Below are 18,557 nucleotides of genomic sequence, written 5' to 3' on the forward strand. Positions count from 1 at the left end.
GGCGGGCCCGGCTCGTTCATGCGCTGTTAATGCGGCGTGAGGTCAGTACACAGGGCCGTGCTCCCCTGGGTCAGTCACGGAAACCATGAAGGAGTTGGCTGGCCAGCGCGGGCATCTTGTAGATTCGTATGAACGGAGGTCATCAGTAACCCCTCCGATTCCCTGTGGAAACGTGGGAACCAGCCCCGCACGGCCCCGCACCCACAGCACCTCACGGTTCATCGTAGTTTTCTAGACAAAGAACGGCGGCGACGGCGATGCGGCTGCGCGCACTTCTGGACACCGATGCGCTGGGGCTGCGGCTGCTCGGCGGGGCGGACGAGCTGGACCGCACGGTACGCGGGGTGATGACCACAGACCTGCGCGACCCCAGCCGCTATCTGTCGGGCGGCGAGCTGGTCCTGACCGGTCTGGCCTGGCGCCGGAGCGCGGACGACTCCGAGCCGTTCGTACGGCTCCTGGTGTCCGCCGGGGTGGCCGCGCTGGCCGCCGGCGAGGCCGAGTTGGGGCCCGTCCCGGACGACCTCGTGACCGCCTGCGCCAAGCACCGGCTGCCGCTGTTCGCGGTCAACGAGTCGGTGGCGTTCGCGACGATCACCGAGCATGTCGTACGGCAGGTGTCCGGTGAGCGGGCCGGTGATCTGGCGGCCGTGGTGGACCGGCACCGGCGAATGATGACCTCGGGTCCGGCGGGCGGCGGCCCGGACGTGGTCCTGGACCTGCTCGGCTCGGACCTGGATCTGCGGGCGTGGGTGCTGTCGCCGACCGGGCGGCTGATCGCTGGCTCGAAGGTGGCGGGGGCCGCGCTGCCCGTGGACGTGTGCGCCAAGCTGGCCGCCGAGCATCTGGCCGCCGCCCGCACGGGCCGCCGGGGACCGCACCGGCTGGCGCTGGGGGCGGCGACGTACTCCCTGTTCCCGATCCGCAGCAGCGGGCGGTCCCCGCAGGGCTCGCGGGACGTGCGCGAGACGGTGCTGTCGGACTGGCTGCTGGCCGTCGAGGCGGACGCCGGGGACTGGCCGGACGAGCGGCTCGATCTGTTGCAGGGCGTCACGCAGCTGATCGCGGTCGAGCGGGACCGGCGGGACGCGGCGCGCACGGTCCGCAGACGGCTCGCGCAGGAGGTCCTTGAGCTGGTCCAGACGGGTGCCGCACCGGCCGAGATCGCCGCGCGGCTGCGGGTCGCCGCGCCGGTCCTGCTGCCCGGGTCGGGGGCCGCCCCGCACTGGCAGGTGGTCGTCGCCCGGGTGGAGTGGGAGGGCGGGGACATCGAGGCCGGGCCGGTCGCCCAGTCGCTGCTTGAGGAGATCCTGGTCGATCCGCTGACCACCGGTCCCGAGCCCTCCGACCGGATCGCCGTGGCCCACTCGGGCGACGAGGCGATCGCGCTCGTACCGCTGCCCGCGGTGTCGGCGGAGCACGACGGCTCCGAGTCCGGGCTCCACGCGGACGTGCTGCTGGAGGCCGTACGGGATCCGCTGTCGGCCGGGCTCGACGACGACGGGCGGGTGACGCTCGGGGTGAGCGCGGCCGTGCACTCGGCGGAGGGGCTGCGCGGGGCGCTGGAGGAGGCGCGGCACGCGCGGCGGGTGGCGGCGGCGCGGCCGGGGCGGGTGTGCGCGGCGGGCCACCAGGAGCTGGCCTCGCACGTGCTGCTCCTCCCGTTCGTGCCGGACGACGTGCGGCGGGCGTTCACCGCGCGGCTCCTCGACCCGCTGCGCGATTACGACCTCAGGCACCGCGCGGAGCTGATTCCGACGCTGGAGGCGTTCCTGGAGTGCGACGGCTCGTGGACGCGCTGTGCGACCCGGCTGCACCTGCACGTCAACACGCTGCGCTACCGGGTCGGCAGGATCGAGCAGTTGACGAGTCGGGACCTCTCGCGCCTTGAGGACAAGCTGGATTTCTTCCTGGCACTGCGGATGAGCTGACCGGAAGATCCCACGACTTTGTGAATTCTTTCACCCACCCCCTTGGCCGGGCGCCGGGATTCGTGCTGAGATGCGGCCACCACTCAACAGCTCAATGGTGTGCTCGGGGAGGGCAACGTGGCGCATTCCGCCATGTCTGGATACGGAACGACCGAAGGTGACGATCCCCTCCAGACCGCGGTGTGGCGGCTGCGCTCGCGGGCCTGCTGGGTCGACGCGGCGGCGCTGCTGCGGCCTGACACCGCGGCGACGGCCCTCCAGCGGACCGCCCTGTTCGTGGAGCGGTGTCTCTACACCGAGCAGGGCTGGGAAGAGGCCGACGACGCGCTGCGGACGGCCGAGGCGCTGGCCCACAGCGACGACGAGCGGGGCGCGGCGGCCTGTGAGCGCGGGTACCTCGCCTACGCGGCGACGCTGCACGGGGTCCGCGACCGGGCCGACGAGGCGCGGGCCGCGCTCGGGCGGGCGGCGGCGCTGATCCCGCCGGGCGGCGGTGGGCGGGCGCTGCTGGACTTCCGGCGGGGGCTGCTCGCGGAGAACCTGGCGCGTTCACCGCAGGCCGCGCGGGCCGCGTACCGGCGCGCCCACGCGGGGGCCGCCGATCACGCCGACCCGCTGCTGCTGTCGTTCACCTGGCGTCATCTGGCCGGACTCGCCCTGCGGGACGGGGAGTTGGCGGAGGCCCGGCACGGCTTCGCCGAATCCCTGCGGATCCGGGAGGAGTTGGGCTACCTCGTCGGTACGGCACCGGCCCTCGCGTCGCTCGCGGACGCGGAGGCCGAGCCGGAGGCGTCCCGGCTGCGCGAGGAGGCGCGGCGGCTGTTCCGGCTGCTCGGCGGTGTACCGACGTGGCTGGCACGGCAGTTGGCGGTGCCCGCGCCGGGGGCGGCGACGGCGTAGGTCAGGCGTGGTCGGTCCGGTTCTGGACGACGTTCACGACGTGGTGGACGAAGTGCAGGACGGACGCCCGGAGTTCGGGGTCGCGCGCAACCAGCACCACGACGGCGACGAGCAGCAGGAAGCTCAACAGGCCGCCGCCGGAACGGGAGTTGCCGCGCCGGGCGCCCGCCTGCGCGGCCCGCATCCCGTCCTCCGCCGCCCGGCGTGCGGACTGTTCGGCACCTCGCTGTGCGGCCTGCTGGCCGGGATTCGGAAACATCGGCGCTCTCCCCCACGGAACGGACATCCCTTTCCGTGGGGCACGTCACCATCGGCCGGGCGGGTTCCCGTCGGGGCCCACGGTCGCCGGACCCGGACCCGCTCGTGACCGGAGTCACATATTCGGTGTCACTCGGCGCCCGCGAAGTGCTCCCGCACCAGTGACTGCGCCACGTCCCACTCCCCCGCGCCCAACGCCTCCAGGAGCGCGAGGTGTTCGGCCGCGTCGGCCACCAGGTCCGCGCGTCCGCGCGTGACCGGTCCGCCGGCCGGCGGCCACTGGGTGCGGCGGTGCAGGTCCTCGGCGAGGTGGACGAGCTGTTCGTTGCCGGAGAGGGCGAGGACCGCGCGGTGGAAGGCCCGGTCGGACTCGGCGTAGGTCGCCCGGCACCCGGAGGACGCGGCGCGCACGGTCCCCTCGGCCAGCGGGCGCAGGTCGGCCCAGCGGGCGGTGGGCACCGTACGGGCGAGCCGCAGCATCACGGGCACCTCGATCAGGGCGCGGATCTCCGCCAGTTCGGCGAGTTCGCGGGCGCCGCGCTCGACGACGCGGAAACCCCGGTTCGGTACGACCTCGACGGCGCCCTCGGTGGCGAGCTGCTGCATGGCCTCGCGCACGGGCGTGGCGGAGACGCCGAACCGGTCGCCGAGCGCGGGCGCGGAGTAGACCTCGCCGGGGGTCAGTTCGCCGCCGACGAGCGCGGTGCGCAGGGCGTCGAGTATCTGTCCGCGCACGGAGGGCCGCTGAAGGGTCTGCCGGGGACGCGGGAACGGCGTCTCGCTGTGCGTGTGCTCGCCGCGCACGGCGTCCGCGCCGTCCGCGAGGTGCCGGCCCCGGTCGCGGTCCACGTCGGCGGCGCGCGACTGCGGCGGCACCCGGGCCTCTCGGGTGCGCGGGTCCGGTATGCCGGTCCCGGCGGAGCCCTGCGCGCCCTGCTTCACGGGTCCTCCTCCGGACGTGTCGGTACTTGGGGTCATTACGGCTGCTTGTTACTCGTCCGTCAAGCACCTTAGGCGCAGATCGGACTAGTTCAAATTACGGACGGGGTGGGTAAGGTAAGCCTTACCTCTAAACCAACGGTGAATCGGTGGTCCCGGCATGCCCCTGCCCTCTTCGGCCGTAGCGGACTCGTACGCCCGCCTCACCGAGGTCATCCCCGGGCTCGCGATCACCGAACTCCCCCTGGAACAACCGCTCCCCAGCGGTGGCGGCTGGGCCTCGGCGGCCGGGCTCGCCGCCGGCGGAGCGGACCTGGAGGCGTTCCTGGCCTGGGACGACGCCCAGGTCCTGCGCGACCACGGGCGGCCCGGCCGTCCGGACGTGATAGCCACCTTCGGCCTGCACCGCTACGCCTGGCCGGTCTGCCTCCTGTTCACCGTGCCCTGGTTCCTGCACCGCCGGGTCCCCCGTCTCCCCGTGAACCACGTCACATACGACCGCACCGCCGAGGGCCTCGACATGGGCCACCTGGCCGTGCGCACCGACTCGTTCGCCTGCCTGCCCGGCGACCCGGCGGCGGCGCTGCCCGGTGCGCGGGTGGTCGCGGACGAGGAGGCGCTGCGCGCGGAGGTGCGGGCCGCGGTCGCCGAGCACATGGAGCCCCTGCTGGCCGGCTTCGGCCCGCGGATGCGGCGGCGGGGCCGCGCGCTGTGGGGCATGGCGACCGACGAGGTCGTGGAGGGGATCTGGTACGTCGCCGATCTCTTCGGCGAACAGCCGCGCGCGGTGCGGGAGTTGGAGCGGCTGCTGCCGGGCGCGACCAAGCCGTACGTCGGTTCCGCCGCGTTCCGCGAGGTCACCGGCCCGAACGGCGAGGCGCTGCCGACCCGGGACCGGGCGAGCTGCTGCATGTACTACACGCTGGACGCGCTGGACGCCTGCCCGACCTGTCCGCGTACCTGCGAGGCGGAGCGGGTCACCAAACTGCTGGCCGCCGCCGCGAGTTGAGGGACCCTCAGTGCGGGGCCCGTTTCCGGGCCCGCTAGGATCGGCCGCGAACGAGACGCCCGCCCGGTTACAGGTGCTTCACAACTTCCTCACTTGTCGCAGGAACTTTCCGTGGAACCACCCGTACGGGTAGTCTTATTCGAACTCAACTCCCGCCCCTCAAGCGGCAGTTCGAGCAGAAAGCCGCCCTGGGCATCCCCTTGCACCTCCTTGGCGGCCTCTTGCCCCGAAAACGCCTGAGGGCCGTTGGGATTGGGCCACTATGGCGGGCGTTACGCCCTATCCCAATGCAAGGGACCCCAGATGAGACTGACCGACATATCGCTTAACTGGCTGCTTCCCGGCGCCGTACTGCTCCTGGGCATGCTGGCGGCGGTTGCGGTGCTCGCGCGGAGCAAGCGGTCCGGCGGGGAGCACGCGAAAGACGACTCGTGGGAGCGCACGGAGGAGCGCCGCAGGCGCAAGGAGGCCATATACGGCATCGCCTCCTACGTCCTTCTGTTCTGCTGTGCGGCCGTCGCCGCGGCACTCTCCTTCCACGGACTGGTCGGCTTCGGCCAGGAGAACCTCGGCCTCACCGACGGCTGGGAGTACCTGGTCCCGTTCGGCCTCGACGGTGCGGCCATGTTCTGCTCCGTCCTCGCGGTCCGCGAGGCCAGCCACGGCGACGCGGCCCTCGGCTCCCGCATACTCGTGTGGACGTTCGCGGCCGCTGCCGCCTGGTTCAACTGGGTGCACGCGCCCAGGGGCGTCGACCACGCGGGCGCTCCGCAGTTCTTCTCCGGCATGTCCCTGTCGGCCGCGGTCCTGTTCGACCGCGCGCTGAAGCAGACCCGTCGTGCCGCCCTGCGCGAGCAGGGTCTCGTGCCGCGTCCGCTGCCGCAGATCCGCATCGTCCGCTGGCTGCGGGCCCCCCGCGAGACCTACAGCGCCTGGTCGCTGATGCTCCTGGAGAACGTGCGCAGCCTGGACGAGGCGGTCGACGAGGTGCGCGAGGACAAGGCGAAGAAGGAAGAGACCCGACTGCGCCGCCGCGACCAGCAGCGGATCGAGCGGGCCCAGCTCAAGGCCATAAGCCGGGGCCAGCGCGGCATCATCGGCCGCCGGTCGCCGGAACCGCAGGCCCTGGAGCGCGGCTCCGCACAGCCTTCCGCGGAGCCTGCTCTATCGACCGGAGAACCGCTGCCAGTTCGCACGCGTCCCTCACTCCAGCCAGTCCGCGGGGCATCTGACCCGATAACCGTCGACCTCACCGCGGAGGACGACACCATGGCACTGCCGCGGCTCGACTCCCTTGAGCGCAAACTCAAGGACCTGGAGCAGCAGTTCGGCTGAGATCCGGGACCACGAGGTCCGGGACCGGGCGACAACGGGACGGGGACGGAGTCCAACTGGACGCCGTCCCCGTCCCGTTGCTCATGCCGCGTCCGAATCGAGTTCGAACCAGACGGACTTGCCCACCCCGTGGGGCGACACTCCCCAGGCGTCCGCGAGGGACTGCACCAGGACCAGGCCCCGTCCGTGCGTACCGTCGTCGGCGGTCGGTGCGCGCAGTCTGGGCCTCCGCGCCACGAAGTCCCGTACCTCCACGCGCAGTCCACGCGGTCCGACCGTCGCCGTCAGCACGGCGTCGTGGTCGGTGTGGATCAGCGCGTTGGTGACGAGTTCACTCGTGAGCAGCTCGGCTATCTCCGATCGTCCCGGCCTCCCCCAGTGCCGTAACAGTTCACGCAACGCCCTGCGCGCTTCGGGCACCGCCCGCAGGTCCGCGCGTCCGAGTCTGCGCCTCAGTTGAGGCGACTGCGCCGGTTCCATGGCGCTGTCGGCCGTTTCCTCCACCGTTTTCGCCGAGGAGGCCCCGACCGCCATGGGACCGCCCCCTCGTGCTTGCCTCTTCATGACCCCCGCCTGCGCCGGTTTTCCGGTTCCCCTCCTGCTCGAACATGTTCACGGGGATCCATGCCCTCGTCCGGAACGGGCCAGTCATGTCGAGTCGTCAACGACCAGGTGTTCGGCCATGGTTGGGCCGAATCCGGCGGGACGGAGGAATCGGGGCCGTTGACGTCCGTACGGTCGAACGGCCACCGTACGGAGCATGCGGCGCGGGCGGGCCGGCCTGGACGTCCACCCCCGCGATGTCATGGCGCCGGGCGCCGGGACCAGACACCTCGTGCCGTCCTGACCACCGGCGATCGCCCCGACTGCCGATGCCGGGCTGCCGATCCGGCCGTAGTCCGCGAAGGCGTGGGGCGGTTGGTCCCCCCGAAACTCCCCGAGGGCCCGTCCACCGCGAATCTGGCCGGAATCAGCCGCTCAGGAACCGCCAACGGCCCCTCGTCGAGCCCTACTTGCCGCCGATGCCCTTCGTCCCGATGTGGAAGATCTTGTGGGTCGTACGGGTCATGTCGACGATCAGCTTGGTGGTGTCGCCGCCGCCCCAGGTGAGGGTGATGGCGGCCTCGGTGTAGTCGGCGGTGCCGTTGTCGGTGACCTTCCAGCTGAGGGGCGTGTTCTGCGCCTGGAGGACGCCGTCCGCGTGGTTCTTGTCCTCCCAGGCCGTCAGCTGCTTCAGGTAGGCGGGCGTGAGGTAGTACGCGCGCAGCTGCTGGGCGAGCTTGCCGCCTCCGCCGTCGAGGTCGCTCTCGGCGTCGACGTAGGCGCCGTAGAAGTCGGCGATGCGGGTGATGTTGTCGGACGGTGAGCCGCTGACGGTGCGCGGGCCGCCGGCCGAGGCCTGGGCCGCCACGCCCAGCCCGAGGGCGAGGGCGAGTCCGGCGGCGAGGGCGGTGCGGCGCGTGGCCTTCTTGCTGTTCACGTGGGTTCCCCGTTTCGGTGCGATGCCGTGCGGTGTGGTGTGGTCCCCCAGAGCTTCGGCGCGCGGCCCGACCGACTGCAATGACCGACACCGAACCCGCAACGGTGGAACCGTCCCACCCCCGCTGACCTCCTCATATGTGGAGTGCCTGGGATGCCGTCCCGGGACGCGGCGCGCACGGGGGAACGGTGTCGGGCGAGGGCGACGACAAGGATGTCGAGGAGTTCGCGGCGCTGCTGCGACGGCTGAAGGACCGCGCGGACCGCAGCTACGGCCAGCTGGCCCGCCGCCTGAACATGAACGCCTCGACCCTGCACCGCTACTGCGTGGGCGAGGCGGTCCCACTCGACTTCGCCCCCGTGGAGCGGTTCGCGGCCCTGTGCGGGGCGACACCGGAGGAACGGCTGCGGCTGCACCGGTACTGGATCCTGGCGGTGGCGGCCCGGCAGCGCCCCCGGCCCGCCGGGAATCCGGTCCCCGACCCCGACCCCGACCCCGAACCGGTGCCGGTGCCGGAGGAGGCCCCCGCGCCGGTGCCCGGCCCCTGGTACCGACGGCGGCACCGACTCACGCTCACCGCCGCCGCGGTGTGCGCGGTACTCGCGGTGTGGGGCACCCTGTCGGCGATCACCACCCACCACACCGCCAAGCCCAAGGCCACACCGTCCGTACCGTCCGCACCCCCCGCGCCCCTCGCGCCCCTCGCCTGGACCGCCAACTCCCAGGCGTGGGCCATCCATTGCAGCCACGACTACGTCGTCGAGAAGTCACCCGCGCGGGTTCCGCCGCCCCCGGCCCCGGAGGACGCCGGGACCTGGGCGGCGAAGCAGCGCGCGGTGCACGGGCGGGAGACCGACGTCGAGATCTCGGTGCAGGGGCGGACGAGCACGGCGGTCGTCCTGGAGTCGCTGCGCGTCCGGGTCGTGGGCCGGGCCACCCCCGTCCACGGCACCGCCTACGCCATGGACCAGGGCTGCGGCGGCGAGGTCAGCCCCCGCTACTTCGGGGTGGACCTGGACGCCCCCCGCCCCCTGGCCCGCCCGGTCGCCGGAAGCGACCTGGGCACGCCGGTCCCCGCGGTGCACCTGCCCTACAAGGTCTCCGCGCAGGACCCGGAGGTACTGCTCGTCAAGGCCCGGACCCAGACCTGCGACTGCCGCTGGTACCTCGAACTCGGCTGGTCCTCCCAGGGCCGCACCGGCACCCTCCGGATCGACGACCACGGCAGGCCGTTCCGCACGACGAGCATCAAGGGCCTGCCGCGCTACTGGTACTCGGCCAAGGGCTGGGCACCGTACGACGGTTAGAGTCCGCGCACGTTGCGGATGTTGGAGCGGGCCATCTGGAGCATGCGCCCAACTCCCCCGTCCAGCACGATCTTTGAGGCCGAGAGCGCGAAGCCCGTCACCATCTCGGCGCTGATCTTCGGCGGGATGGACAGCGCGTTGGGGTCGGTGACGACATCTACGAGGGCCGGGCCCTTGTGCTTGAGGGCCGCCTTCAACGCGCCCTCCAGGTCCTTGGGCTTCTCGACCCGCACACCGTAGGCACCGCAGGCACGCGCCACGGCGGCGAAGTCGGGGTTCTTGTTGGTGGTGCCGTACGACGGGAGACCGGCGACCAGCATCTCCAACTCGACCATTCCCAGAGAGGAGTTGTTGAACAGGACGACCTTCACGGGCAGGTCGTACTGGACGAGGGTGAGGAAGTCGCCCATCAGCATAGAGAATCCGCCGTCGCCGGACATCGAGATGACCTGGCGCTCGGTGTCGGTGAACTGCGCGCCGATCGCCATGGGCAGCGCGTTCGCCATCGAGCCGTGCGAGAACGAACCGATCACGCGGCGGCGGCCGTTGGGCGTGATGTAGCGGGCGGCCCACACATTGCACATGCCCGTGTCGACGGTGAACACGGCGTCCTCGTCGGCCAGTTCATCCAGCACGGAGGCCACGTACTCGGGGTGGATCGGGACCTGCTTGTCGACCTTCCGCGTGTACGCCTTGACGACCCCCTCCAGCGCGTCGGCGTGCTTCTTGAGCATCCGGTCGAGGAACTTCCGGTCCCCCTTCGGCTTCACCCGGGGGATGAGACAGCGCAGCGTCTCCTTCGCGTCGCCCCACACCGCGAGGTCCAACTTCGAGCGCCGGCCGAGGTGTTCGGGCCGTACGTCGATCTGGGCGATCTTCACGTCGTCGGGCAGGAACGCGTTGTACGGGAAGTCGGTGCCGATGAGGATCAGCAGGTCGCACTCGTGGGTGGCCTCGTAGGCGGCGCCGTAGCCGAGGAGTCCGCTCATGCCGACGTCGTACGGGTTGTCGTACTGGATCCATTCCTTGCCTCGAAGGGCGTGTCCGATCGGGGACTTGATCTTCCCGGCGAACTCCATCACCTCGGCGTGCGCGCCCGCCGTGCCGCTGCCGCAGAAGAGGGTGACCTTGTTCGCCGCGTCGATCATCTCGACGAGCTTCTCGATCTCGGCGTCGCCGGGGCGGACGGAGGGGCGGGAGGTGACGAGGGCGGTCTCGGCGGCCTTCTCCGGGGCGGGCTCGGCGGCGATGTCACCCGGGAGGGAGACGACACTCACGCCCGACTGGCCGACCGCGTGCTGGATGGCGGTCTGGAGAAGGCGGGGCATCTGCTTGGGGCTGGAGATCAGTTCGCTGTAGTGACTGCACTCCTGGAAGAGCCGCTCCGGGTGGGTCTCCTGGAAGTAGCCGAGGCCGATCTCGCTGGACGGGATCTGCGAGGCGAGGGCGAGGACCGGGGCCATGGAACGGTGGGCGTCGTAGAGGCCGTTGATGAGGTGCAGGTTGCCGGGGCCGCAGGAGCCGGCGCAGGTCGCGAGCTTCCCGGTTATCTGCGCTTCCGCGCCTGCCGCGAAGGCGGCGGTCTCCTCGTGCCGTACGTGGATCCAGTCGATGGAGGAGTTGCGGCGGATCGCGTCGACGACCGGGTTGAGGCTGTCGCCGACGACGCCGTAGAGCCGCTTGACTCCGGCGCGGACGAGGATGTCGACGAACTGTTCGGCAACGTTCTGCTTGGCCATGGTTCTCGCGTGCCCTTCGGTTTCCTGTGTCCTGCGGATCCCTCTGGGTTCCATGAATTCACAGCCCGGGCGCTCACGCCTCCCAAACGGCGGCGGCCGTGCGGTCGTCGGCATAACCCTTGACCCGCACTTGGGTGTCGGCGAGAAACGCGGCAAGGCCGGGTGGGGTGGCGGCGGACCAACGGCCCGCGAGATGGGCGGACAGTTCGGGCTCGCCGCGCAGCGGCTCGGCGAGTCCGCCCGTGCACATCAGGAGGGTGTCGCCGGGGCGGGCGACGGAGGCACGGAAGCGGAAGGGTTCGCGGGGCGGCTCGGGGGCCGGTTCGTACGGGCTCGGCGGGGTCGGGATGCCGAGGTCCATGGTGAGCCGGTCGCCCTCGGGGGTCTCGGCGGGCTGCGAGCCGAAGCCGACGACTGCCTCGCCCGCCGCCTCGCCCGCCGTGGGCTCGATGTCCTGCCACTCACCGTCACGCAGCCGGAACAGACCGCCGGGGCCGACCCCGAAGAAGACACGGGTACGGCACTCCGGGTCCGCGGGGAGGAGCAGACAGCGCAGGGTGGCCGCGTACTCGTCCGGGTCGATGCCCTGCTCGGCGGCGCTGGCCCGGAGTTTGCCGAGGCTGCGGTCGGTGAGCCGGTGCAGACCGGACTTGAGATCACCGCGCCGGGCGGCCCGGATGTCCTCGGCGAGCCGCGCGTGACTCCGTCCGACAGCCCGCCCGATCCAGTGACAGGCCTCGGCGGCGGCCCGGTGCGCCCCCGGTGTGGCCCGCGCCCCGGTCGCCATCGCGACCAGCACCAGGGCCTGGTCCCCGACCCCGAACCGCGCGGTCAGCAACGAGTCCCGGCGCGGCTCACCCCGGAACCGCGCGGAATCCCCCCGCACGGAAGCGGCCCGCAGCGTGCTGCTCCCGTACCGCGCCCCGTCCAGCACGGTGTCCGCGACCAGGTCGTCCAGGTCGTCCGGATCGGCGGGCGGCAGGGCGGTGGGCTCGGCGTCGTAGGTGGGAGGACCGGAGCCCACGTAGTCGAGGGTGAGGGGTGTCGTGGGCGGCGGGGGCGGTGGCGGGAGGGCGGGGAGGTTCGGGGGCGGGCCGGTGAGGGCGGCCGGGGGCGGTGGGTAGGCGGGCGCGGCGAACGGGGCGTCCCCGCGGAGGCGCTGCGGGATGGGCGGTACGGGCGGTGCGGGGCCGATCGGTGGCGGTGGTGGCGGGAAGGGCGATGCGCCGAGGGGCGGGGCCGTGCCGACGCCCTGCCCGGCCGGAGACGGCGAGCTGTCGTCGCCCGTGGCGGCGGTCGTGGTCGGACGGTGGCCCGGCACGTCGGCTGGACGGTGACCCGACGCGTCGGCGTCCGCCGTACCGCCCAGGCGCGAACCGCCGACACCGGCACGCGGCACCGGAACCCCCGAACCGGCCACCGGACGCGGACCGTCGCCCATGGGCCCGGACGCTGCCGGACGCGGGCCCTCGCCTGCGGGCCCAGACACTGCCGGACGCGGACCCTCGCCCACGGGCCCAGACACTGCCGGACGCGGACCCTCGCCCGTCGGTCCTGGTCCTGCCGGACGCGGACCCTCGCCCATGGATCCAGGCGCTGGACGCACGCCCTCGCCCGGAGCCCGCGACACCGGACTCACGCCCTCTTCCACGGTCCCCGGCGCGGAACGCCCGCCCTCACCCGCACGCCCCGGTACCGCACGCGCGCCCTCGTCCACGGTTCCGGCCGCCGAGGCGAACCGGTCCTCCAGGGAGTCGGCCGCGGCCGTGGGCCCCGTGTCGTCGGTGGAGTCGTCGTACAGCTGGCCCCACCAGTCGTCCTCGTGACCGGGCGGCTTTCCCCCCTGCTGGCTCATGCCCCTAATTGTCCACCGCGCGGGCCGGATGAAAACGGGGCGTCGGGAAAATCCGGTGCGCGCCCCTTCTCGAACGGCGTGTCGGATGACATTCCGAACACCCTTCCGCCACAGGGCCGTTCAGGACAGCACAGAGCCGCCGGGCGGTTCCACCCCCCACGGGAGAACCGCCCGGCGACGACCGAGTGACCGGATCCCGTCGCGGATCCGGCCCGTCCGGCCCCGAGTGTGGCTTGCCTTCCTGAAGGGCCGCTGTGATGCGCGCCCGACTCCCCTATGAGTTTCTCCGGGCGCGAATCCGCAGGCCGAACAAGCCCAATCCAGGCATTGCGGACGGGTGTTGGTGCCTCGGTGGCGCAACCTTGGCAGAGTGGCGGGTGGTACGGCGATGATGTGCGGAGGCGGGTTCGCGCCGTGGCCGGTTTCCGCCACGGCCCGCGCGATTGGGTCTTCGGGGAGGGGCGGAACCTGATGCTGGGAGCGATAGGCCTGGACGAGGCGCACGAGTCGGCGTACCGGGCGCTGGTGTCCGTCGGCGCCGCGGACGTGCCCGATCTCGCGCGACGGCTGACCATCGGGGAGTACGACACCGAGCGCGCCCTTCGCCGACTGGAACTGCACGGACTCGCCGCCCAGTCGACGGCCCGTCCCGGCCGCTGGGTCGCGGCCCCGCCCGGGGTGGCTCTCGGCGCCCTGCTCACCCAGCAGCGGCACGAACTGGAGAAGGCCGAGCTGGCCGCCGCGCTGCTCGCCGAGGAGTACCGGGCGGCCGCCGCCGAGACCGCCGTACACGATCTGGTGGAGGTGGTGACCGGGGCCGCGGCCGTCACCCGGCGGTTTCTCCAGCTCCAGCTCGGCGCGAGCGACGAGGTGTGCGCGCTGGTCACCGGGAAGCCGGTCGCCGTCACGGGCATGGAGAACGACGCGGAGGAGCAGGCCGCCGGACGCGGGGTCCGCTACCGGGTCGTCCTCGAACGCGCGGTGCTCGACCTGCCGGACGGACCCACCGAACTGGCCGCCGCGCTCGGCCGCGGCGAGCAGGTGCGGGTGGTGGACAAGGTGCCGACCAAGCTGGTGATCGCCGACCGCACTCTCGCCCTTGTACCGCTGACTTCGCACACCGCCGAACCCGCCGCGCTCGTCGTGCACGCGAGCGGCCTGCTGGAGCTGCTCTGCGGGCTCTTCGAGTCGGTCTGGCGGGACACGCACCCATTGCGCCTGGGCGCGTCCGGCGCCGCCGAGCAGGAGCCGGACGGCCCCGACGGTACCGACCTGGAGGTGCTGTCCCTGCTGCTGGCCGGGCTGACCGACGCGAGCGTGGCGAAACAGCTCGATCTGGGCCTGCGGACGGTCCAGCGCCGGGTGAAGCGGCTGATGGGGCTGACCGGGGTGACGACCCGGCTGCAACTGGGCTGGCACGCCTACGAACGGGGCTGGGTGACCCGTTACTGACCTGCGGTTTCCTCCGGGATCCCGCAGGCTGGGCAGATGGGAGTGGCTGAACTCCTGCTGGTCGGCGTCGTCATCGTGCTCGGCCTGTGCGGAGTCCTGGTGCCCGGCGTGCCGGGGTCGTGGCTGGTGTGGGCCGCGGTCCTGTGGTGGGCGCTGAAGGATCCCCAGCCGGTGTCCTGGGGGGTCCTCGTGGGCGCCACGGTCGCTCTCCTCATCTCCCAGGTGGTGCGCTGGGCGCTGCCGCCCCGCCGGTTGCGCGCGAGCGGCGCGACCCCCCGGATGGCGGTGTACGCGGGGACCGGCGCGTTGCTGGGCTTCGTGCTGCTTCCCGTGGTCGGCGCGATCCCCGGCTTCATGGCGGGCGTCTACGTCCACGAACGCCTGCGGCTCGGCCGGCACGCCGAGGCCATGGCCTCCCTGCGTACGGCGATGCGCTCGGGCGGCTCCAGCGTGCTGACCGAACTGTTCACCTGCCTGCTGATCGCGGGGGCATGGCTGGGCGCCACGATCTGGGGCTGACCCCTGAGGTCTACGGGTTCTACGGGTTTTACAGGTTTTACGGGTTCTACGGGATCTACGAGGTCCACGGGGTCAAGGGCGCCAGCGTGGTGAGGTCGACCGTGTCGGCGAGCGCGCGCATGCCGGCGTCGTTGAAGTGGAGGTGGTCGCCGGGGTCGTAGGCGGGCCGGATCCGCTGCGGCCGCTCCGGGTCGCGGACGGCCGCGTCGAAGTCGACGACCGCGTCGAAGAGCCCGCCGGCCCCGCCCCGGACGAAGGCGTTGACCGCCTGCCGTACGGCTTCCCCGGCCGCCGTGTACGCGCCGTTGCCGCCGTACGGCGTGAGGGTCGCGCCGATGACGCGGATGCCGTGGGCGTGGGCGCGGGTGACGAGGGTGCGGTAGGCGGTCTCGAAGGCGTCGGGGTCGGTGGCGTTCGGGGTGCCCTTGATGTCGTTGATGCCCTCCATGACGATCAGCACCCGCACGCCCGACCGCGACAGGGCGTCCGCGTCGAGCCGGGCCAGGGCGCTCGGCCCGGTGTCGTCGCGCAGCAGGCGGTTGCCGGAGATCCCGGCGTTGAGGACGCCGAGGCGGCGGTACGGGGGGAGGGTTCTCAGGCGCTCGGCGAGTCGGTCGGGCCAGCGGTGGTTGGCGTCACGGGTGGAGCCGTTGCCGTCGGTGAGGGAGTCGCCGAAGGCGACGACACTGCCGGTCGACGGGGCGTCGAGGACGTCGACGCCGGTGACGTAGTACCAGGAGGTGGTGGTCGTCGTGTAGGCGGCGCCGTCGCTGTCGGCCGCCCAATTGCCGCTCGGGGTGCGGTAGTTGGTCTGTCCGGCGGCTCGGTGGTAGGTGGCCGGGCCGGAGTCGCCGGGTGTGTGGACCGTGACAAGCAGGTCCGCCGCCGCGGGAACGGCAAGCGGGACGGCATCGGTGACCAGGTCCTCGCCCGCCGGGATGGTGACCGTGCCGGCGCCTTTGAAGGTGGCGGTGCGCATCGAGCCGGGGACGGCGTTTGGACCGGTCCCGCGCAGGGCGACGGTCACCGTGTCGAGGCGGAGGGGCGCGGTGCCGAGCCGGTTGGTGAGCCGGACGCGGACGGCGTCGCCGCCGACGCTGAGATGCACGATGTTGCGGAAGGAGGCGCCGGGATGGCCCGTGGTGGTCCCGGAGGGGGCGGCCTCCCAGCTCCCGGTCCAGGTGTCGGACGGCTCCAGGGCCGGGGCCCCGGCCGCCGCCGTGCCCTGCCCGACTCCCGCCCCCAACGCCACTACCAGCAGTGCCACGCCGATCCGTCCGGCCCCGATCATGAGCGCTCCGCCTCTCCCCACCGATCACGAGGAGGCGACCGTGGCACGCGGAACGCGGCGGACGGCGGAGCATCACCGGTGGCCACCGCCGTATCCGCCTGTCCGGAGTAGGGCGGAAGTCCTGGTCCCTGAAACCGATGCGGTGGGCGGGCGGGCGTGTTTGGCTGCGGGCATGACCGAATTCACCGAGGCCGAGCGCGCGTACCTCAAGTCGCAGCGGCTGGGGCGACTGGCCACCGTCGACCCCCACGGCCAGCCGCAGGCCAACCCCGTCGGCTTCTTCCCGCAGGACGACGGCACGATCCTGGTCGGCGGGTATGCGATGGGTACGACGAAGAAGTGGCGCAACCTGCGGGCGAACCCGAAGGTCGCGTTGGTCGTCGACGACATCGTCAGCGTCAGCCCGTGGCGGGTACGCGGCATCGACATCCGCGGCGAGGCCGAACTCCTCATCGGCCCGCACGAGTTGGGGCCGCACATGAGCGAGGAGGTGATCCGCGTCCATCCGCGGCGGATCCACAGCTGGGGCCTGGAGGCCGACTAGTCCGAAGGGGCCGACGGGTCCAACGCGTCCTCCAGGGTGAGGAGTTGGACCTTGCGGTCGAGGCCGCCCGCATAGCCCGTGAGTGATCCGTCGGCGCCGATCACCCGGTGACAGGGGCGGACGACCAACAGCGGGTTGGCACCGATCGCCCCGCCCACGGCCCGCACCGCGGCCCGGGACGCGCCGATCCGGGCGGCGATCTCGCCGTACGTCGTCGTCGCACCGTAGGGAACGGAGTCGAGCGCGCTCCACACCCGCTCGCGGAAGTCCGTGCCGGAGGTGTGGAACTCCAGCTGGAATTCCTTGAGTTCACCGGCGAAGTAGGCGGCGAGCTGCTCGTCGGCCGCGCGGAAGGGACCGGGGTCCTGCCGCCACTCCGGCTGGACGGTACGACCGCCCTTCTGACCGGGGACGGAGAGGGAGGTGAGGGCGCCGTCGTCGTCGGCGGTGAGGAGCAACTGCCCCAGGGGGCTTTCGAAATGCGTCCAGCGGATGGTCATGGCAACTCCAACTCCCCTGCTGCGAGCAGGTGTTGTACGGCGTAGGAACGCCAGGGGCGCCAGGCGTCCGGGATGTCGGCGCCGGGCGGTGCCACGTCGGGGTCGCCGAGGGCGCGGGCACGGATGACGGCGACCGTGGCGGCGTCCATCCCGGGCAGCGCGAGCAGGGCGGCTTGAGCGTCGTCGCGGTCGGCGCCGACATCGAGTCGTACGGTGCCGTCGGCGAGGGCGGTGACGAGGCCGGCCAGGGGCTCTGCGGGCAGGGCCTCGGCCAGTACGGACGGTTCGGGGAAGAGGTGGGTGAGACTGCCGGACGGCACGTCCAGCGTCCCGCCGTGGCGCCGCACCAGCCGCTCGGCCTCCGCCCGCCCCACCAGCGCCCGCACGGCCAGTTCCGCCGGATCGGCGGTGCCCGGCGAACGGAGCCCCGGCCGGGCGGCGACGAGTGGACCGAGCCGCGGATCGGCACCGAGCCGCTCGTCGACGGCGTACGGGTCGGCGTCGAGGTCGAAGAGCCGCCGTAGCCGCTGCACGGCGGTCGTCAGGTCACGGTGATCGGTGAGATGCAGACGAGCGTCGAGCCAGCCACCGGGGTGGGAGCGCGACACGCCCTTGAGGGTGCCGGGTCGCTCGGCGACGGCGACGATCCCCGTGCCGTAGGGGAGGCGGAGGGTGCGCCGGTACGTACGGCCGCCGCGGGTACCGGTGACCTCCTCGATGCCGGGGACGGCCTCGCGTTGCAGCAGATCGAAGACGGCGGCGGACTGGTACGGGCCGCGGTGCGCGAGCCGCAGCGGGATTCCGGCGGACGGTTCGGCTGTTGGACCGGTCCCGTCGCCGGGCGCGACACTGCCCAGCTCTCCTGCCGGTGACTTGGCCGGTGGCTGGGGCGCGTTGGTGCGGAGTTCGCTGGGGGTCGACGCGTACACGGCGCGGATCGTGTCGTTGAACTGGCGCACGCTGGCGAAGCCGGACGCGAACGCGATCTCCGTGATCGGCAGGTCGGTGGTCTGAACCAACACCCGTGCGGTGTGCGCCCGTTGGGCCCGGGCGAGGGCGACGGGACCGGCGCCGAGTTCGGCGGTGAGCTGCCGCTGGACCTGCCGTGCGCTGTATCCCAGCCGTACGGCGAGCCCGGCGACGCCCTCGCGGTCCACCACTCCGTCGCCGATCAGCCGCATGGCGCGGCCCACGACATCGGCGCGCACGTTCCACGCGGCCGACCCCGGCACCGCGTCCGGGCGGCACCGCCGGCAGGCCCGGAACCCCGAGCCCTGCGCGGCGGCGGCCGTCATGAAGAACCGCACGTTGCGCCGCTTCGGAGTCACGGCCGGACAGCTGGGCCGGCAGTAGATCCCGGTGGTGGCGACGCCGAAGAAGAACTCGCCGTCGAACCGGGCGTCCCGGCTCCGTACGGCCTCGTACCTGGTGTCTTCGTCCATCACGCCCTCCAGTCTCCGCCATCCCCGGGGGTGGGGCTGGCGGAAATCGGACGTGG

Annotated in this window: 17 protein-coding genes; 8 read left to right on the forward strand and 9 right to left on the reverse strand. The window is 72.5% G+C overall.

Going from position 1 to position 18,557, the window contains the following annotated elements:
• The first annotated feature begins 257 nt into the window (after positions 1–257).
• Both ACWIHT_RS09445 and ACWIHT_RS09450 read left to right on the forward strand, forming a co-directional pair.
• Positions 258–1,931, forward strand: coding sequence for a PucR family transcriptional regulator (locus ACWIHT_RS09445; protein ID WP_456166144.1), 1,674 nt, complete (start codon positions 258–260; stop codon positions 1,929–1,931).
• A gap of 117 nt (positions 1,932–2,048) precedes the next feature.
• Complete coding sequence (locus tag ACWIHT_RS09450) at positions 2,049–2,831, forward strand: hypothetical protein (protein ID WP_456166146.1); 783 nt, start codon at positions 2,049–2,051, stop codon at positions 2,829–2,831.
• Position 2,832: 1 nt separating this feature from the next.
• On the opposite strand, the gene ACWIHT_RS09455 is transcribed toward ACWIHT_RS09450, so the two are convergent.
• Positions 2,833–3,090, reverse strand: coding sequence for a hypothetical protein (locus tag ACWIHT_RS09455; RefSeq protein ID WP_456166148.1), 258 nt, complete (start codon positions 3,088–3,090; stop codon positions 2,833–2,835).
• A 128-nt stretch (positions 3,091–3,218) separates the two neighbouring features.
• Complete coding sequence (locus ACWIHT_RS09460) at positions 3,219–4,031, reverse strand: GntR family transcriptional regulator (RefSeq protein ID WP_456166150.1); 813 nt, start codon at positions 4,029–4,031, stop codon at positions 3,219–3,221.
• Positions 4,032–4,188: 157 nt separating this feature from the next.
• Here ACWIHT_RS09460 and ACWIHT_RS09465 point away from each other — a divergent pair, with 157 nt between their 5' ends.
• Positions 4,189–5,037, forward strand: coding sequence for a (2Fe-2S)-binding protein (locus ACWIHT_RS09465; protein WP_456166152.1), 849 nt, complete (start codon positions 4,189–4,191; stop codon positions 5,035–5,037).
• A 303-nt stretch (positions 5,038–5,340) separates the two neighbouring features.
• Positions 5,341–6,372: a DUF2637 domain-containing protein gene (locus tag ACWIHT_RS09470; RefSeq protein ID WP_456166154.1), complete on the forward strand. Its 1,032-nt coding sequence runs from the start codon at positions 5,341–5,343 to the stop codon at positions 6,370–6,372.
• Positions 6,373–6,453: 81 nt separating this feature from the next.
• On the opposite strand, the gene ACWIHT_RS09475 is transcribed toward ACWIHT_RS09470, so the two are convergent.
• Together ACWIHT_RS09475 and ACWIHT_RS09480 are read right to left on the reverse strand one after the other, a co-directional pair.
• The gene (locus ACWIHT_RS09475; protein ID WP_456166156.1) at positions 6,454–6,906 is read right to left on the reverse strand and encodes an ATP-binding protein; all 453 of its coding nucleotides are present in this window, start codon (positions 6,904–6,906) and stop codon (positions 6,454–6,456) included.
• Between the two features lie 475 nt (positions 6,907–7,381).
• The gene (locus ACWIHT_RS09480) at positions 7,382–7,852 is read right to left on the reverse strand and encodes a hypothetical protein (RefSeq protein WP_456166158.1); all 471 of its coding nucleotides are present in this window, start codon (positions 7,850–7,852) and stop codon (positions 7,382–7,384) included.
• 188 nt (positions 7,853–8,040) lie between these two features.
• On the opposite strand from ACWIHT_RS09480, the gene ACWIHT_RS09485 reads away from it, so the two are divergent.
• Entirely contained in the window at positions 8,041–9,159 is a 1,119-nt protein-coding gene (locus ACWIHT_RS09485; protein ID WP_456166160.1) for a helix-turn-helix domain-containing protein, read from the forward strand.
• On the opposite strand, the gene ACWIHT_RS09490 is transcribed toward ACWIHT_RS09485, so the two are convergent.
• Together ACWIHT_RS09490 and ACWIHT_RS09495 are read right to left on the reverse strand one after the other, a co-directional pair.
• Positions 9,156–10,898: a pyruvate dehydrogenase gene (locus ACWIHT_RS09490; RefSeq protein ID WP_456166162.1), complete on the reverse strand. Its 1,743-nt coding sequence runs from the start codon at positions 10,896–10,898 to the stop codon at positions 9,156–9,158. The two genes, ACWIHT_RS09485 and ACWIHT_RS09490, sit on opposite strands and share 4 nt — an antisense overlap.
• Before the next feature lie 73 nt (positions 10,899–10,971).
• On the reverse strand, positions 10,972–12,753 hold the full coding sequence (locus ACWIHT_RS09495) for a protein phosphatase 2C domain-containing protein (protein ID WP_456166164.1): 1,782 nt from the start codon (positions 12,751–12,753) through the stop codon (positions 10,972–10,974).
• 471 nt (positions 12,754–13,224) lie between these two features.
• On the opposite strand from ACWIHT_RS09495, the gene ACWIHT_RS09500 reads away from it, so the two are divergent.
• Complete coding sequence (locus ACWIHT_RS09500) at positions 13,225–14,205, forward strand: helix-turn-helix transcriptional regulator (RefSeq protein ID WP_456166166.1); 981 nt, start codon at positions 13,225–13,227, stop codon at positions 14,203–14,205.
• Positions 14,206–14,241: 36 nt separating this feature from the next.
• Complete coding sequence (locus ACWIHT_RS09505) at positions 14,242–14,724, forward strand: DUF456 domain-containing protein (protein WP_456166168.1); 483 nt, start codon at positions 14,242–14,244, stop codon at positions 14,722–14,724.
• Positions 14,725–14,779: 55 nt separating this feature from the next.
• On the opposite strand, the gene ACWIHT_RS09510 is transcribed toward ACWIHT_RS09505, so the two are convergent.
• Positions 14,780–16,015, reverse strand: coding sequence for an SGNH/GDSL hydrolase family protein (locus ACWIHT_RS09510; protein WP_456166170.1), 1,236 nt, complete (start codon positions 16,013–16,015; stop codon positions 14,780–14,782).
• Between the two features lie 172 nt (positions 16,016–16,187).
• Between ACWIHT_RS09510 and ACWIHT_RS09515 the strand changes: the two genes are divergently transcribed.
• The gene (locus ACWIHT_RS09515; RefSeq protein WP_456166172.1) at positions 16,188–16,559 is read left to right on the forward strand and encodes a PPOX class F420-dependent oxidoreductase; all 372 of its coding nucleotides are present in this window, start codon (positions 16,188–16,190) and stop codon (positions 16,557–16,559) included.
• Here ACWIHT_RS09515 and ACWIHT_RS09520 read toward each other — a convergent pair.
• On the reverse strand, positions 16,556–17,059 hold the full coding sequence (locus ACWIHT_RS09520; protein ID WP_456166174.1) for a methylated-DNA--[protein]-cysteine S-methyltransferase: 504 nt from the start codon (positions 17,057–17,059) through the stop codon (positions 16,556–16,558). The two genes, ACWIHT_RS09515 and ACWIHT_RS09520, sit on opposite strands and share 4 nt — an antisense overlap.
• Positions 17,056–18,501, reverse strand: coding sequence for a bifunctional transcriptional activator/DNA repair enzyme AdaA (locus tag ACWIHT_RS09525; RefSeq protein ID WP_456166176.1), 1,446 nt, complete (start codon positions 18,499–18,501; stop codon positions 17,056–17,058). The genes ACWIHT_RS09520 and ACWIHT_RS09525 overlap by 4 nt, the downstream gene beginning before the upstream one ends.
• Positions 18,502–18,557: the final 56 nt, after the last annotated feature.

It is taken from the genome of Streptomyces sp. NPDC002276 (assembly GCF_053891435.1).

What these genes read in the sequence shown, in the direction of transcription:
- ACWIHT_RS09510 (WP_456166170.1), bottom strand. Translation starts at nt 16,015, where the DNA reads ATGATCGGGGCCGGACGGATCGGCGTGGCACTGCTGGTAGTGGCGTTG.
- ACWIHT_RS09490 (WP_456166162.1), bottom strand. Translation starts at nt 10,898, where the DNA reads ATGGCCAAGCAGAACGTTGCCGAACAGTTCGTCGACATCCTCGTCCGC.
- ACWIHT_RS09470 (WP_456166154.1), top strand. Translation starts at nt 5,341, where the DNA reads ATGAGACTGACCGACATATCGCTTAACTGGCTGCTTCCCGGCGCCGTA.
- ACWIHT_RS09500 (WP_456166166.1), top strand. Translation starts at nt 13,225, where the DNA reads ATGCTGGGAGCGATAGGCCTGGACGAGGCGCACGAGTCGGCGTACCGG.
- ACWIHT_RS09525 (WP_456166176.1), bottom strand. Translation starts at nt 18,501, where the DNA reads ATGGACGAAGACACCAGGTACGAGGCCGTACGGAGCCGGGACGCCCGG.
- ACWIHT_RS09475 (WP_456166156.1), bottom strand. Translation starts at nt 6,906, where the DNA reads ATGGCGGTCGGGGCCTCCTCGGCGAAAACGGTGGAGGAAACGGCCGAC.
- ACWIHT_RS09505 (WP_456166168.1), top strand. Translation starts at nt 14,242, where the DNA reads ATGGGAGTGGCTGAACTCCTGCTGGTCGGCGTCGTCATCGTGCTCGGC.
- ACWIHT_RS09445 (WP_456166144.1), top strand. Translation starts at nt 258, where the DNA reads ATGCGGCTGCGCGCACTTCTGGACACCGATGCGCTGGGGCTGCGGCTG.
- ACWIHT_RS09455 (WP_456166148.1), bottom strand. Translation starts at nt 3,090, where the DNA reads ATGTTTCCGAATCCCGGCCAGCAGGCCGCACAGCGAGGTGCCGAACAG.
- ACWIHT_RS09515 (WP_456166172.1), top strand. Translation starts at nt 16,188, where the DNA reads ATGACCGAATTCACCGAGGCCGAGCGCGCGTACCTCAAGTCGCAGCGG.
- ACWIHT_RS09495 (WP_456166164.1), bottom strand. Translation starts at nt 12,753, where the DNA reads ATGAGCCAGCAGGGGGGAAAGCCGCCCGGTCACGAGGACGACTGGTGG.
- ACWIHT_RS09520 (WP_456166174.1), bottom strand. Translation starts at nt 17,059, where the DNA reads ATGACCATCCGCTGGACGCATTTCGAAAGCCCCCTGGGGCAGTTGCTC.
- ACWIHT_RS09465 (WP_456166152.1), top strand. Translation starts at nt 4,189, where the DNA reads ATGCCCCTGCCCTCTTCGGCCGTAGCGGACTCGTACGCCCGCCTCACC.